Origin of the sequence: Nonomuraea sp. LPB2021202275-12-8 (assembly GCF_037044575.1) — a bacterium.
In the GTDB taxonomy this organism is placed as follows: Bacteria; Actinomycetota; Actinomycetes; order Streptosporangiales; family Streptosporangiaceae; genus Nonomuraea.
Window position 1 is genome coordinate 25760 of the sequence record NZ_JBAHWD010000022.1, and the last position, 14570, is coordinate 40329.

15 protein-coding genes are annotated in these 14570 nt (G+C 70.5%); 5 read left to right on the forward strand and 10 right to left on the reverse strand.

Features of this window, described 5'->3' with window-relative positions; translation table 11 throughout:
* Nucleotides 1-3 precede the first annotated feature (3 nt).
* Nucleotides 4-2100 (reverse strand): flotillin family protein, encoded by a 2097-nt coding sequence (locus V5E28_RS31890; protein ID WP_336212450.1) that lies wholly within the window; start codon nt 2098-2100, stop codon nt 4-6.
* The gene (locus tag V5E28_RS31895) at nt 2100-2654 is read right to left on the reverse strand and encodes a hypothetical protein (protein ID WP_336212452.1); all 555 of its coding nucleotides are present in this window, start codon (nt 2652-2654) and stop codon (nt 2100-2102) included. The genes V5E28_RS31890 and V5E28_RS31895 overlap by 1 nt, the downstream gene beginning before the upstream one ends.
* Nucleotides 2655-2785: 131 nt before the next feature.
* Between V5E28_RS31895 and V5E28_RS31900 the strand changes: the two genes are divergently transcribed.
* Nucleotides 2786-3706 (forward strand): NADP-dependent oxidoreductase, encoded by a 921-nt coding sequence (locus tag V5E28_RS31900; protein WP_442945897.1) that lies wholly within the window; start codon nt 2786-2788, stop codon nt 3704-3706.
* 4 nt (nt 3707-3710) lie between these two features.
* On the opposite strand, the gene V5E28_RS31905 is transcribed toward V5E28_RS31900, so the two are convergent.
* Nucleotides 3711-4202: a CGNR zinc finger domain-containing protein gene (locus V5E28_RS31905; protein WP_336212453.1), complete on the reverse strand. Its 492-nt coding sequence runs from the start codon at nt 4200-4202 to the stop codon at nt 3711-3713.
* Between the two features lie 119 nt (nt 4203-4321).
* Between V5E28_RS31905 and V5E28_RS31910 the strand changes: the two genes are divergently transcribed.
* Nucleotides 4322-5182 (forward strand): alpha/beta fold hydrolase, encoded by an 861-nt coding sequence (locus V5E28_RS31910; RefSeq protein ID WP_336212455.1) that lies wholly within the window; start codon nt 4322-4324, stop codon nt 5180-5182.
* Nucleotides 5183-5191: 9 nt separating this feature from the next.
* Here the strand turns inward: V5E28_RS31910 and V5E28_RS31915 are convergent, their stop codons facing one another.
* Genes V5E28_RS31915 through V5E28_RS31925 form a run of 3 tightly spaced genes read right to left on the reverse strand, consistent with a single transcriptional unit; the run spans nt 5192 to nt 7381 of the window.
* The gene (locus tag V5E28_RS31915) at nt 5192-6106 is read right to left on the reverse strand and encodes an aminoglycoside phosphotransferase family protein (RefSeq protein ID WP_336212456.1); all 915 of its coding nucleotides are present in this window, start codon (nt 6104-6106) and stop codon (nt 5192-5194) included.
* A 19-nt stretch (nt 6107-6125) separates the two neighbouring features.
* Nucleotides 6126-7004 (reverse strand): 1,4-dihydroxy-2-naphthoyl-CoA synthase, encoded by an 879-nt coding sequence (locus V5E28_RS31920; RefSeq protein ID WP_336212457.1) that lies wholly within the window; start codon nt 7002-7004, stop codon nt 6126-6128.
* Nucleotides 7005-7048: 44 nt separating this feature from the next.
* The gene (locus V5E28_RS31925) at nt 7049-7381 is read right to left on the reverse strand and encodes an ArsR/SmtB family transcription factor (protein ID WP_336212458.1); all 333 of its coding nucleotides are present in this window, start codon (nt 7379-7381) and stop codon (nt 7049-7051) included.
* 86 nt (nt 7382-7467) lie between these two features.
* On the opposite strand from V5E28_RS31925, the gene V5E28_RS31930 reads away from it, so the two are divergent.
* A complete protein-coding gene (locus tag V5E28_RS31930) occupies nt 7468-7638 on the forward strand; it encodes a DUF3073 family protein (RefSeq protein ID WP_336212459.1) in 171 nt (56 codons plus the stop codon).
* Here V5E28_RS31930 and V5E28_RS31935 read toward each other — a convergent pair.
* Nucleotides 7601-8911: a cytochrome P450 gene (locus V5E28_RS31935; protein ID WP_336212460.1), complete on the reverse strand. Its 1311-nt coding sequence runs from the start codon at nt 8909-8911 to the stop codon at nt 7601-7603. The two genes, V5E28_RS31930 and V5E28_RS31935, sit on opposite strands and share 38 nt — an antisense overlap.
* A 32-nt stretch (nt 8912-8943) precedes the next feature.
* Here V5E28_RS31935 and V5E28_RS31940 point away from each other — a divergent pair, with 32 nt between their 5' ends.
* Nucleotides 8944-9540 carry a TetR/AcrR family transcriptional regulator gene (locus V5E28_RS31940; protein ID WP_336212461.1) on the forward strand — a complete coding sequence of 199 codons (597 nt, stop codon included), beginning with the start codon at nt 8944-8946 and terminating at the stop codon, nt 9538-9540.
* On the opposite strand, the gene V5E28_RS31945 is transcribed toward V5E28_RS31940, so the two are convergent.
* From V5E28_RS31945 to V5E28_RS31955, 3 genes are all read right to left on the reverse strand, one after another.
* A complete protein-coding gene (locus V5E28_RS31945; protein ID WP_336212463.1) occupies nt 9537-10436 on the reverse strand; it encodes an alpha/beta fold hydrolase in 900 nt (299 codons plus the stop codon). The genes V5E28_RS31940 and V5E28_RS31945 overlap by 4 nt on opposite strands.
* 54 nt (nt 10437-10490) lie before the next feature.
* Nucleotides 10491-13199 carry a helix-turn-helix transcriptional regulator gene (locus V5E28_RS31950; protein ID WP_336212464.1) on the reverse strand — a complete coding sequence of 903 codons (2709 nt, stop codon included), beginning with the start codon at nt 13197-13199 and terminating at the stop codon, nt 10491-10493.
* A 133-nt stretch (nt 13200-13332) separates the two neighbouring features.
* Nucleotides 13333-13770: a hypothetical protein gene (locus tag V5E28_RS31955; protein ID WP_336212465.1), complete on the reverse strand. Its 438-nt coding sequence runs from the start codon at nt 13768-13770 to the stop codon at nt 13333-13335.
* A 220-nt stretch (nt 13771-13990) separates the two neighbouring features.
* Here V5E28_RS31955 and V5E28_RS31960 point away from each other — a divergent pair, with 220 nt between their 5' ends.
* Nucleotides 13991-14527, forward strand: a complete 537-nt coding sequence (locus V5E28_RS31960; protein WP_336212467.1) for a peptidylprolyl isomerase — start codon at nt 13991-13993, stop codon at nt 14525-14527.
* Nucleotides 14528-14570: the final 43 nt, after the last annotated feature.

Consider the following 14570-nt stretch of genomic DNA (forward strand, 5'->3'; position numbering starts at 1 on the left):
CTGTCAGGCCTTCGCGGGGACCAGCGCCGTCACCGAGGAGTCGGCCACGCCGAGCCGGCGGGCGGTCTCCAGCAGCTCGCCCAGCGCTCCGGAGTCCGGTCCGCCACGCTGGATGAGCCGTATGAGCAGCGCCGACACGGTCAGGTTCTTCAGGTCCTCGCTGCTGACCCCGCCGATCACGCCGGCCAGATCCTCCATCAGGCTGGCGGAGCCGTTCAGGTAGGGCGTGGTCAGCGATCGGGCGACGTCGGAGTGCTCGACGAACCCGTCGACCACCTTGCCCGCGGTGATCGAGCCCACCACCCGGTCGAAGAACATCGTGTCGCCGCCGACGATGTCGATGTTCGCCTTGGCCAGGCCGGCGGCCAGCACGCTCGCCTGCGACTCCGCCACCTGCCGGGACACGTCGATCTGCTTGAGCCGCACTTCCTTGTCGGCCTCCAGCCGCAGGCGGTACTCCTCGTGCGCGCGGCTGGCCTCGTCCAGTGCCGCCAGCGCGGCGGCCTTCTCCGTCAGACCCTCGGCCTCGGCCTTCAGCTTCTCGCCCACCGCGGCGGCGTTGGCCAGGGCCATCGCCTGCTCTCCCTCCGCCTGTGCCTTGAGCCGGTCGCCCTCGACCACGGCCATCGCCCTGGCGCCGTCGGCCTCGGCCCTGAGCTTCTCGCTCAGCACCATCGCCTCCGCGCGGCCGACCTTCTCGATCGCCTCCGCGTCGCGCTCCCTGACCTGGACCTCGGCCAGCCCGGACGCGGCGGACTCGGCTTGGATCCCCTCGGCCAGCCGGATCTTGGCCCTGGTGTCCAGCTCGGCGGCCTGCTGCCTGGCCTCGGCGAGCACCAGCTCCTCGCGGGCCTTGAACTTCGAGGCCGCCTCCGCGGCCTCGGCCGCCTTGATGCCCTTGACCAGGTTCTCCTGCGCCTCCGCCTCGGCGGCGATGATCACCGACTGGCGGGTGCGCTCGGCCTCCTCGACCACGCGCAGCCGCTTGATGGCCTCCTCCTGCTCGGCCACCGTCTTGTCCACCGCGATGCGCTCGCGCACGACCTCGGCGATCGACCGCTTCTCGGTCTCGACCTCCTTGTCCTTGGCGATGCGCGACAGCTCGGTCTCCCGCTCGCGGGCGATGACCTCCAGGAGGCGGTCCTTCTCGATCCGCTCGCTCTCGATCGCGATCACCCGCTCGCGGTTCTTCTCCGCGACGGCCACCTCGCGGGCCCGGTTCTCGTGCTGCACGCCGAGCTGCTCGTCGGTCTTGATGTTGGCCGACGTCGCCCGCAGCCGCTCCTCGGCCTGCACGCGGGCGATCTCCGCCTCCTCGCGGGCCTTCATGGTCTCGATCTCGCGCTTCTGCTTGATCTCCGCGTCGGCCTGGCGGCGCTCCAGCTCGAGGATGGCCTCGCGGGCGTCCACGTTCTGGCGGGTGATCTCCTTCTCCTCGGTGCGCTGGAACTCGTTGGTGCGCACGTGCTCGATCGCCGTCAGCTCGGTGATCTTGCGGATGCCCTGGGCGTCGAGGATGTTGCTCTTGTCCAGCGACAGCAGCGAGGTCTGCTCCAGGTAGTCGATGGCCGCGTCCTCAAGGCTGTAGCCGTTGAGGTCGGTGCCGATGAGCCGGACGATCTGGTCGCGGAACTCGTCACGCTTGGTGTAGAGGTCGACGAAGTCGAGCTGCTTGCCCGCGGTCTTGAGCGCTTCGGAGAACTTGGCGCTGAACAGCTCCTGCAGCGTCGACTCGTCGCTGGCCCGCACGGTGCCGATGGCCTGGGCGACCTTGATGACGTCCTCGGCGGTCTTGTTCACCCGGACGAAGAAGGTGATCTTGATGTCGGCCCTGATGTTGTCCCGGCAGATCAGACCCTCACGGCCGGTCCGCTCGATCTCGATGGTCTTCACCGAAATGTCCATGATTTCGGCCCGGTGCACGACGGGCATCACCACGGCGCCGGTGAATGTGACATCCACCTTGTTGACCTTTGAAATGATCAGCGCCTTGCCCTGTTCGACCTTGCGGAACAGGCGGCTGATGACGATGAGCAGGCCTATGACGACGACGAGGACAACTGCGAGGAAGATTCCGAAGCCGGTGGAGATGACATCCATCAGTGCTCACTTTCGTAAGGCATGACCCAGAAGAACTCGCCGTCTGCGTCGTATTCGAAGATCAGTGCGCTGTCGCCGCGGCTGAGGCGATCCTCGCCGGTCGTCCTGACCTGGACGACGGCGGAGGAGCCGTCGGCGGCGCTGACCTCGGCCTGGCCGAAGTCGTGGGTCGCCTGCCCGGTGCGGATGACGCACATCTGGCCGACGAAGTCCCCGCGCGAGGGCTGGCGCTCCTTCGGGAGCAGCCGCCGCAGCGGGCTGAGCAGCGCCCGGGTGCCGAGCCAGGCGCCTGCCAGGGCGAGCGCGGGCACGGCCAGCAGCAGCGGTCCGGCCGCGAACTGGCTGCCGATCAGACTCAGCAGCCAGGCCAGCGCGATCAGCAGGGAGAGGGTGACTCCGGCCGGCGCGCCGCCGAATCCGAGCCAGGGCGCGTCACCGCCGTCGAGGTCGAACAGCCCGGTGATGACCACGATCCAATAACCGAGGACCACGATCAGCAGAAAGCTGAAAATGGCCGTCGGAAAGCTCAGTGCGACGTGCAGGAACTCGCTCAATGCTTGGTGCCCCGTCCCCCGGTGCCTGTCCGTGTCGGACTATATCTAGATAAAGAGGGAGTAAAAGAAAAAGTTCCCGAATGGTTAGCCGGCTTGACCTCAAGCGCGGTTGAGGGAACAGGCTGGGCGGCATGAGTGAAGAGATCATGCGGGCCGCGGCGTTCGCCGCCTTCGGCGGCCCGGAAGTGCTGCGAGTGATGGAACTCCCGGCGCCCCAGGCGGGGCCGGGCCAGGTGCGGGTGAAGGTGAGGGCGGCGGGCGTGCAGCCCTTCGACACCGCAGTCCGCGCGGGATGGACCCCGCCAGGCGTGACCGGCGACCTGCCGCGCATCCCCGGCAACGAGTTCGCGGGCGTGGTGGATCAGGTGGGCGAGGACGTGACCGGCGTGGCCCTGGGCGCCGAGGTGCTCGGCTTCTCGCTGCTCAACAGCTATGCCGAGTACGTGGTGGTGGGCGCCGGCGACGTGACGGCCAAGCCGGCCGCGGTGCCGTGGGAGGTGGCGGGCGGGCTGACCGCCGGGGTGCAGACGGCCGAGATCGCGATCGACGGGCTGGCCGTGGGGCCGGGCGACACGCTGCTCGTGCACGCCGCCGCGGGCGCCGTCGGCACCGCGGCCGTGCAGATCGCCAGGATGCGCGGAGCCACCGTGATCGGCACGGCCCGCGAGGAGAACCACGACTATCTGCGCGACCTCGGCGCGATCCCCGTCACCTACGGCGAGGGTCTCGCGGACCGGGTGCGCGCCATCGCGCCGGTGGACGCCGCGCTCGACGGCGCCGGCGGTCACGCGCTGGAGGTCTCCCTGGAGCTGGTCAAGGACCGCGACCGCGTCCTCACGCTGGTCGAGCACGGCAAGGCCGCCGGGCTCGGCATCAGGACCACCCAGGGGGTCCGCACCGCCGAGCGCCTCGGCCGCTACGCCGCCCTGTACGCCGCCGGGGAGCTGAAATTCCCGGTACGCAGGACGTACGAGCTGGAGCGGGCCGCGGACGCGCACCGGGAGATCGAGACCGGCCACGGCAGGGGAAAGATCGTCATCCTGCCCGGCTGAGGGGTTACGGGCCGGTCCGCTGACGCTGGTTGAACCGGCCCACCTTCGCCCGGTTGCCGCATCCCTCCATCGAGCACCAGCGGCGGCTGCCGTTCCTGCTCACGTCGAGGAACCACAGCACGCACTGCGGGCCGGCGCATGCGCGCACCCGCTCGGGCCGCTCGGCCAGCAGTCGCACGAGGTCGGCCGCCGCCACCCACGCGCCGTGCCAGGCCGCCTCGTCCACGACCACCACCTCGTACGGCTCCGCGCCGCGCAGGCGGGGCCTGCGGCTGCCGTGGTCGAGCACCGCGTTGAGCCGGTCGCCTCCCTGCCCGGCGAGGACGGCGCGCATGGCGTCGCGGGCCGTCACCAGCCGGTCGCGCGCCCGCTCTGGCTCCTCCGCGCCGGGCAGGTCGTGATCGGCCAGCCAGGCGCGCACCCCGTCGAGATCCTCGAACTGGTCGACCGGCTCGCCGTGCTCCGTCCACACCGTGTCGACCAGATCCAGCCCCAAGGGCTCGCCTCGGAGAGGCCGGACTCTCACCCTTAACCCCCAAATGCGATTTGACCGGTTATCGCTCCTCATGTTATCACTTAACCATCAAAACGGATTTGACCGGTTAAGGGGCTGCTGTGACCATCCGCTACCGCACCGCCAGCATCGACGGGCTCGACGTCTTCTACCGCGAGGCAGGTGACCCGTCAGCGCCCACGCTGGTCCTGCTGCACGGCTTCCCGACCTCGTCCATCGCCTACCAGGAGCTGATCGCCGAGCTCGACGACGAGTTCCACCTCATCGCGCCGGACTACCCGGGCTTCGGGCACAGCTCGGCCCCGGCCGTCGCCGAGTTCGACTACACCTTCGACCACCTCGCCGACGTGGTGGAGCGGTTGCTCGACTCGATCGGGGTGCGCCGGTACGCCGTCTACGTGCACGACTACGGGGCGCCCGTCGGCTTCCGGCTCGCGGTGCGCCACCCCGAGCGGATCACCGGCATCATCACGCAGAACGGCAACGCCTACGAAGAGGGCCTGACGCCGTTCTGGGACGGACTCAAGGCGGTCTGGGCCGACCCCTCGGAGCAGAACCTCGCCCCGCTGCGCGAGAACTACACCAGGCAGGCGACGCACTGGCAGTACACGCACGGGGTCAGCGACCCCTCCCTGGTCAACCCCGACAAGGAGCTGTTCGACCAGGCGCTGCTCGACCGGCCGGGCAACCAGGAGATCCAGCTCGCGATCTTCGCCGACTACGGCACCAACGTGGCCCGCTACCCGCAGTGGCAGGAGTACCTCCGCCGGCACCGGCCGCCGGTCCTGGCCGTTTGGGGCCGCAACGACGAGATCTTCGCCCCCGAAGGCGCACTCGCCTTCGCCAAGGACGTGCCGGAGGCGCACATCCATCTCCTGGACGCGGGCCACTTCGTCCTTGAGACCCGCGGCGCCCAGGTCGCCGGACTCGCCCGTAGCTTCCTGCGTGGCCTGTCGGACTGATCCGGAGTCCTACCGGCGGTGGTCGACCGCCTCCGCGATCGCCAGCTGGATCTCGTTGAGCTCGTGCTGGCCGTCCTCGACGTCCCACAAGGAGTTCTGCAGCACCCTGCCGAGGGTCCATCCGGCCGCTCGCCGCGGATCGAGATCGAGGCGGTCCACCATGAGGTCGAAGCGGCGCAGCACCGTCCGCGTCACGTCGCCGGACGCCACCACGACGTCCCACCGGTTGTCCAGGGCCGGCAACAGATCGAACCCCGGGTCGCCGGCCAGCGGCTTGGGGTCGATGCTCAGCCACGGCTCCCGCTCGGCGGCCAGCACGTTGTCGTAGTGCAGGTCCCAGTGCAGCAGCCGGTCGCCGGGCTCGGAGACGAGCTCCGCCACGGCCGCCGCGCACCGCCGCATCCAATGGCGGTCCCGTTCCCGGGGCAGTGCGGCGACCGCGGTGTCCACGTCGTCGAGCATGGCCTGGGCGATGTCGCCCAACCGGCGCATCCCCTCGGGGGCCGGGTAGGACACCAGGCGGGCCAGCAGCTCGGTGAGGATGCCGAGCGCCTCCATGTCGTCCGGCACGCCGGACAGCGACCTGTCGGCTTCGAGCCGTTCGAGCAGCATGGTGCCCGTCTCGGGGTCGGATTCGAGCAGCAGCACCGAGGCGTCCCCCGCCCACGTGCGCAGCCCGGGGGCCTCGGTGGCGTTCTCGTCGGTGACGGGCTGCAGCTTGAGCGCGGCCCTGGTGCCGTCCTCGCGGACGACGGGCAGCACGAGGGAGACCACCCCGTGCCTGGGCTCGCCGTCGAGCCGCAGCCCCCACTCCTTCAGGTAACGCTCGCCGAGCGCGGGCAGGCCGGCGGACCACGCGCGCCCCGCCTCGCCTTCCTGCTTCACATGGTTCTCGGCCAGCGCCGGCGGCACCACGATCTTCATCGCCCCAGTCTGCCTCGGGCTAGAAGTGCCAGGGGAACGGCGACCAGTCGGGAGCGCGCTTCTCCAGGAAAGAGTCGCGGCCCTCAGCGGCCTCGTCCGTCATGTAGGCCAGCCGGGTCGCCTCGCCCGCGAACACCTGCTGCCCGACCAGCCCGTCGTCGATCATGTTGAAGGCGAACTTGAGCATCCGCTGGGCCGTCGGCGACTTGCCGTTGATCTTGCGGGCCCACTCCAGGGCCGTCGACTCCAGCCCCTCGTGCGCGACGACCGCGTTGACCATGCCCATCCGGTGCGCGTCGGCCGCGGTGTAGGTGTCGCCGAGGAAGAAGATCTCGCGCGCGAACTTCTGCCCGACCTGGCGGGCGAGGTATGCGGAGCCGAAGCCGCCGTCGAAGCTGGCCACGTCGGCGTCGGTCTGCTTGAAGCGCGCGTGCTGGGCGCTGGCGAGTGTGAGGTCCGCCACCACGTGCAGGCTGTGCCCGCCGCCCGCGGCCCAGCCGGGTACCACGCAGATGACGATCTTGGGCATGAACCTGATCAGCCGCTGCACCTCGAGGATGTGCAGCCGGCCGGTCGAGGGCGAGCCGTCGGCGTACTGATAGCCGTCCTTGCCCCTGATGCGCTGGTCGCCGCCGGAGCAGAACGCCCAGCCGCCGTCCTTGGGCGAGGGGCCGTTGCCGGTGAGCAGGACGCAGCCGACGTCCGTGGTCTGCCGGGCGTGGTCGAGGGCGCGATAGAGCTCGTCGACGGTCTGCGGCCGGAAGGCGTTGCGCACCTCCGGGCGGTTGAAGGCGATCCGCACCGTGCCCTGGTCGACCGCCCGGTGGTAGGTGATGTCGGCGAAGTCGAAACCGTCGACCGCCTGCCACGCCTTGGGATCGAAGAGCTCGGAGACCATGGGCCAGAGCCTAACGGATCGGGACTCTGGCCCTTTTGCGCGGGCTAGGTGACCTCCGCCCGGAGCTCGGCCAGCAACTGGCCCTGATCGGCGAGCATGTCGGTCAGAATGCGGCGGGCGGTGCCCAGCAGGTCGGCGAGCTCGGGTGTGGCCAGCGTGTAGACGACGGTGCTGCCTTCGCGGATGGCGGTCACGATGCCTGCTCTGCGCAGGACCGCGAGCTGCTGGGAGAGGCTCGAAGCCTCGATGTCGATCTGGGCCAGGAGATCCCTTACGGGCAGTGGCCCTTCCTGGAGTAGCTCCAACACTCGGATGCGAGCGGGGTGGCCGAGAGTTCGGAAGAAGTCGGCCTTGGCCTGGTTGACCTCCACGTGCATAGTGCCAGACTAATCCAGCGCAGTTGCATAATTCTTCAAGTCGTAACGTTGTTAGATAGCATGACAGCGGGGACTAGGGAGTAGCCATGGGCCGAGGAAGAGCCAAGGCGAAGCAGACGAAGGTCGCTCGCCAGCTGAAGTACACCAACCACAACATCGACTACGACCGGCTCCGCAAGGAGCTGGGCGCCGATGACGATCGGGACGACATGCGCCCGGCTACGGCGTCCGAGCAGGAGAGTGAGCGCGCGCAATAACGCGCGTGAGTCGTGCGGGAGCGAGGGTGACGTTCGCGAGCCGCCTGGCCTCTGGCACCGGATCCGGCGCCACGAGCTCCAGGCGGTGCAGCACCTCCCGGATGATGACCCGCATCTCCAGCAGGGCCAGCTGGGCGCCGACGCAGAAGCGCCGGCCGCCGCCGAACGGCATCCAGGCCCTGCTCTGTTGCCCGTCGAGGAAGCGTTCCGGACGGAACTCCTCCGGTGACGGGAAGGCTGCCGCGTCGTGGTGCACGAGCGGGATGAACGGTCCCGCGTACCATCCGGCGGGGATCTCGTAGCCGCCGAGCCGCAGCGGCGCGTCGATCAGCCGGGGCGCCTCGTAGACGACGGGCCGGACGCGCAGGACCTCCTTGATCACCGCGTCGAGGTAGACCTCGTCGTCCGGCAGCCGGCGCAGCATGTGAGGCAGGCGCAGGAGCCGCTCGAAGGCCCAGGCCAGGCCGGTCGCCGTGGTCTCGTGCCCGGCGATCAGCAGGGTGATCAGCTCGTCACGCGCCTCCTCGTCGCCGAGCCCGGCCTCCAGCAGCCTGCTCAGCACGTCCGTGCCCTCCGGCTCGCGGCGGCGGCGGGCGATCTCGTCGTACAGGATCGCGTCGACGGTGGCGCGCAGCCGCAGGAAGCGCGCGTACGGCAGGAACGGCACCCGCCCCGCGGGCTCGCGCAGCCGGGCCGGCAGCATCGCCACGGTCATCGACCCGCCGGCCTCGATCAGCTCCGGCAGCAGCGCGCGCAGCCGGTCGAGGCGCGCGGCGTCCCTGATGCCGAAGACCAGCCGCAGGATGATCTCCAGCGTGATCTCCTGCATGCGGTCGCGCAGCGTGAACGGCTCGCCCAGCGGCCAGCCGGCGATCTTCTCGGCGGCGATGGCCGCGATCTCATCGTGGTAGCCCGCGACCTGCCTGGCCCGCAGCGGCGGCGTCAGCGTCTTGCGATGCCCCGCCCAGTCGTCGCCGTCCAGCGTCAGCACCGAGTGCCTGCCCACCAGCGGTTCGAGGAAGTCACGCCGGGCCGCGCCGGCCCGCCCGCCGCCCGCGTCGGTCCGGAACACCTGCTCGGCCAGCTCGGCGGTCGCGACGTACACCTCCGGCGGGAAGCCGAAGAAGCGCACCGTGAAGATCGGGCCGTACCTGCGGTGCCAGGTCTCCAGCGCGCTCATGGGATCTCTCATGAACCACGCCGTCTGCGCGAGCGAGGGAATCCGGGGTCCGGGAGGGACCATCACACACCTCCAAATACATACGTACGTCATATACGTTCGTATATATCTGTAGCATGGACCGCGTGTCACGAAAAGAGGCCGGCGGATACCGCGAGAGGCTCCTCGCCGGAGCCGTGAGCTGCCTGCAGGAAAAGGGGTACGCCCGCACCACGGCCCGCGACCTGGTCGCCGCGTCGGGGACCAACCTGGCCTCCATCGGCTATCACTTCGGAGGCAAGGACGCCCTGCTCAACGAGGCCATCGCGGGCTGCTTCGAGGCCTGGACCAAGCGGGTCGAGCAGGCCGTGTTCGACACCGGCCTGGACAGCCCGAGACAGCTGCTGGAGCGGGCCCTGAGCGCCATGGTGGACGTGTTCGAGGAGATGCGCCCCCAGCTCGTCATCTGCGTGGAGGGCTATCCGGCGGCGCTGCGCGAGAGCGTCCTGCGCGAGCGGCTGGCCGCCTCCTACGCCAAGAGCAGGGAGGCGGGCGTCGACATGCTCCGCCGGGCGAGCGCCGAGCTGGGCACCGAGCTGCCGGTCGCGCCCGAGGTGCTGGTCTCCGTGCTGATCGCGATCTCCGACGGCCTGATGATCCAGTGGTTGCTCGACCCGGCGAGCACGCCTGACGCCCGCCAGGTCGTGGACGCGCTCGCCGGGTTGTCGGCGATCATCGGTTAGATCTCCGTGTGCGCGAGGACGGCCGCGGCCAGCGGCTCGCACACCTGGGGCGCGATCATGTGCCCCATGTCCTGGATCATCAGCAGCTCCGCGCCGGGGATACGCTCGGCGATGATCGCGCTGTGGCCCGGCTTGGCCGGCTCGTGCGTGCCCTCGACGACCAGCGTCGGCGCCTTCACCTGGTGCAGGACACCCTCCGGCTCGAAGCCGGGGTCGGCGGCGGCGGCCCGGCGGTGGTTCACCAGCGCCGACAGGTCCCGGGCCCGTTCGTAAACCCGTTCGGCCAGCTGCCGCTCGGCGTCCTCGTCGAACGGCAGCGCGGTGCCGTTCAGCACCCGCGCCTGGGCGATCAACTCGTCGATCTGCTCGCAGCGGCCGGCGGGCGGCGGACTGGTGATCGCGTTCGTGAAGTACGCCACGAACTCCGGCAGGGGCGGCGGCAGGCTGCCCTCCGGCTGCGGTTGGCCCATGAGCGAGCGCATGATCACCTCACCCTCGTGCCCGCCCAGCGGCGAGGAGCCGATCACGGTCAGCGTCCGCACCCGCTCCGGGCGCTCGACGGCGATCAGCTGGCTGATCAGCCCGCCCGCCGAGTGCCCGACCAGGTGCACGCTCTCCAGGCCGTAGGCGTCCATCACCCGCAGCACGTCGTCCTTGATGTCGTGCCAGGTGTAGGGATCGGCGTCGAAGTCGATGGTGCCGGACTTGCCGGTGTCGCGGTGGTCGTAGCGGATGACGCGGCGTCCGCCGGCGACCAGCTGCCCGACGAACTCGTCCGGCCACAGGATGCCCTGCGACATCGAGCCCATCACCAGGAGCACCGGCGGGTGGGAGGGGTGGCCGAACTCCTCGGTCCAGAGCTCGACGCCGTCAATGTTGATCAGGTTCGTTTGCATGACTGCAGCTTGCCGCTCCACCGCGCCGATGCCTTCCGTAGGACTACTGGGCCTCTACAGAAGGCGGGCGAGTTCAGTACGTGTCGTGATGCCGAGCTTCGGATAGACCTTGTACAGGTGATACTCGACCGTGCGCGGGCTGAGGAAGAGCCGGGCCGCCACCTCCTTGCTCGACACGCCCTCCGCCACCAGCCGCGCGATGCGCAGCTCCTGCGGGGTCAGCAGGGCCGCCGCGTCGTTCGCCGGCCTCTCGGCCGTCTCGCCCGCCGCCCGCAGCTCGCCGTGCGCGCGCCGCTCCCACGGCCCCGCACCCAGCCTCCGGAACGTCTCCAGCGCCGCCCGCAGGTGTCCGCGTGCCTGCCCCGGTCGATGCGTGCGGCGCAGCCGCTCCCCATAGAGCAACGCGGTCCGGGCTCTCTCCAACGGCTCCCCGTGCAGTCGCAGCGCCTCCTCGAAGGCCCCGGTGTCGCCGTCGAGCAGGCCCTCGCAGCGCAGGAGCAGCGCCCGCGCCTCGGCGGTCGTGCCTCCGGCCGCCCGCAGTCCTTCCAGCGCCTTCCGTGCGGCTTCGGCCTCGCCGGCCCCCACGGCGGCCTCCACCCGATCGGGCGTGGACCGCAGCGTCACGGTCGGATGCCCGACCCCCGGCCCGCCGGCGACCAGGGAGGCGAACCGCGCGTGCGCCGCCTCGAACCTCCCCAGCCCCAGATCGAGCATGGCCAGGGCGTACGAGGCCGTCCCCGCCCGCAACCCGACCCGGTGCGGCACCGCGATGGCCAGCGCCTGCCGCGCGTGCTCCTGGCAGGCGTCCTCCTCGCCCCGCAACGCGGCCACCACCGCGAGGTTGGCCAGGTGAGCGGCCTCGGAGTTGCGGTAACCCGCCTCCCGGGCCAGCGCCAGCCCCTCCTCGGCGACGGCCGCGCTCTCGGCGAGCCTGCCCTTGAGCCGTTCGGCCGTCGAGACGAACTCCAGCACCACGGGCAGCTGCCCGACCATCCCCGACACCCTGGCCACCTGCCCGGCCTGCCCTACCAGCTCGGCGGCGACGTCGACCGCGCCCAGATAGCTCGCCGCCGCGCAGGCCCACAGGAACTCCGCCGCCGTGCCCAGCTCTCCGGTCCGCTCCAGCGCCCCGCGCAGCAGCTCACCACCGCTGCCGTCGTCCAGCATCGCGCCGATCCCGGCCACCACGTCCCGCAGGAACCCCGGCGGGAACGCCCTGGCCCGCCGCCCGATCTCCACCAGGGCGGCCACGTCCCCCACGTAGCTCGCGGCCTCGGAGGCGTCGGCGAGCATGTCGAGGCTCAGCGCCGCCGCACCGGGCCCGCGGGCGTGCCGCTCCACCGCCGCCTGCCCGGCCGTCAGAATCCGTACGGCCTCCGCGGCGTCCCCGGAGTTGAGCTCGAACCGCCCCCGCAACTGGGAGATCTGCCCGAGCACCTCGTGCACCGCACCGCCCGGCTCGTGTGCCTCGGCGAGTTCACGGGCCTCGGCCAGATAGCTCTGCGCCTGGCCGGGGCGGCCGCCCAGCCATGCGACCGTGGCCGCGTCCTTCAACCGGCGGGCACGGGTGAGCGACTCCGGCGTCAGCTCGGCCGCCCGCGCCAGGGCGGTGGCCGCGTCGCCGTAGCCACCCCTGGCCCGCGCCCGCTCCGCGGCGGCGGCCAGCGCCTCGGCCACCCCCTCATCCCGGCCCACGGTCGCCGCGGCCAGATGCCAGGCCCGCCTGTCGCCGTCCATCGACCCCGACGGCTCGCCCGGCCCGGCCAGCGCGGCGTGTGCCCGCCGCAGCTCCACGGAGCTCGCCGAGGCGTGGATAGCCGATCTGACAAGCGGGTGCCGGAACCTGATCGCCGTCCCGGCGACCATCACCAGCCCCGCCTTCTCCGCCTCGTCCAGCCCGGCCTGCACCCTGGACCCCGTGCTCTCGGTCAGGCGCGTAGCGGCATGGAGGACGAGGGGCAGCTCGGCCTCCAGCGCCGCGACCAGCAGCACCAGCCGGGCGTCCGGGGACAGCCGTGCCACCTCTTCTCCGAAGAGCTGGTCGCCCCCGGGCAGCGGTTCGGGCAGCGGAGCCCGGCCGGACAGCTGATCGGGCGTCAGCAGCGCCACGGCGTGGCCGAGGACCAGCGGATTGCCGCCGGTAGCGGACACCAGCCGGGCCCGCACCCCCGGCGCCATCCTGGCCTTGGAATCCAGCAGGCTCCCGGCGCTCTCGGCGTCCAGCCCTCCGACCCGCAGTTCCGGCACCCCTGGATGGTGACCGTCGCCCCGCACGGCGAGCAGCATCGCGATCTTCTCCGTCCGCAGCCTCCTGGCGGCGAACAGCAGGGCGTCGGCCGACGCCCGATCGAACCACTGGAAGTCGTCCAGGAGACAGAGCAGCCCGCCCTCGGCCGCCGCCTCGGTCAGCAGCGACAGCACCCCGGCCGACACCAGGAACCGGTCGCCGCTGGGCGCGGCCAGGCCGAGCGCTCCGGCCACGGCGGCCCGCTGCGGCCCCGGCAGCGCGTCGAGCAGCCCGGTCACCGGCTGGAGGAACTGGTGCAGCGCCGCGAACGCCAGATCGGCCTCGCCCTCGACTCCCTGAGCCCGCAGCACGGGCACCGGGGCGGCATCGTGGGCGCGCGAGGCCGCCAGGTCGAGCAGGGCCGACTTGCCGACGCCCGCCTCGCCGCGCAACATCAGCGCGCGCCCCTCACCAGCCGTCGCCGCACGGATCAGGTCGTCGATCGCGGCAGTCTCCGCGGCTCTGCCGTACAGCATGTTTTCGACCTTATAAGTCGTATGGAGTGACAAATCACACTCGATCGCCGACCCGGCGCAGGTCCTACCGTGCCAGGGCCCCCGCGCGCAAGAACGCGCCCCCGGATCACCGGGGGCGCGTTCCTGCTGCGGATCATGACATCTTTCTAGAAGCCTCATCCGCCTTGTCGGACACCTGCGTGCCGGCATGGTCCGCCGTGTTCACTGCCTTTTCGGACTTCTCGCCGACCCAACGCGAGGCGTCGGAAGCGGAGTCCTTCATGTGCTCGGTCCACTGCTGGGCATTGCGGCGGTAGAACATGTAGCCCACCGCACCCACAGCAAGACCGGTCATCAGGACGAACATCGGCCAGCGCCGGGACTGTGTCCGGGCTGGATTGACCCTGTCCGCCGCGGTGGTCAGCATCGAGCTGACCGCCGGGGCGAGTTGGTCCTCGACCCGATGGGCGGCGTTCTCTAGCCTTGGTGCTGCCCAGTAGCGGGCGTCTTCGACACGCCGGTTCGCAGCCGTCTTGGCCTGGTCCGCGATCGGTGCCATGCGGTTGCCGGTTCGTACGGCCTGGGCCTTCATACGGCCCGTCCACGTGGTGGGTACCTCTATGACCACGCGGCGTCTTCTCAGTGTGAGGGACACGACTACCTCCCCTGTCGTTGGGGCCCCGCGCCTGACCTTCCCGGTACAAGGCGGCTCAATCATGACGAGCCGTGGGAGGATGGCTGCAGAGGCCTAACGACCATGGTCATCAAAACACCACAAACCAACCGTGTGCATAGAGGAAGGCAGCTGTCTCGTGGCTGAGAAGCTGATCGCAAATCTGCAGACCAATCGCGGCAATATCAAAGTCGAGCTCTTCCCGAACAAGGCTCCCAAGACGGTGCGAAACTTCGTCGAGCTCGCCGAGGGCGGCCGCGAGTGGACCCACCCGGGCACCGGCGAGAAGAGCACGGGCCGCTACTACGACGGCACGATCTTCCACCGGGTGATCCCCGACTTCATGATCCAGGGCGGCGACCCGCTGGGGCAGGGCATCGGCGGCCCCGGCTACGAGTTCGACGACGAGATCTACCCGGACCTCTACTTCGACCGGCCCTACCTGCTGGCCATGGCCAACGCCGGGATCCAGTACGGCAAGGGCACCAACGGCTCGCAGTTCTTCATCACCTCCGTGCCCACGCCCCACCTCAACGGCAAGCACACCATCTTCGGCGAGGTGCTCGAGGGCCAGGACGTGGTCGACGCGATCTCCAAGACCCGCACCGGCCGGAACAACCGCCCGGCGGAGGACATCGTCCTCGAGTCGGTCACCATCGAGCGCGTCGAGGCCTGACACGACCGGACAGGGCGGCCTCCGGTAGAAGGGAAGCCCCGTG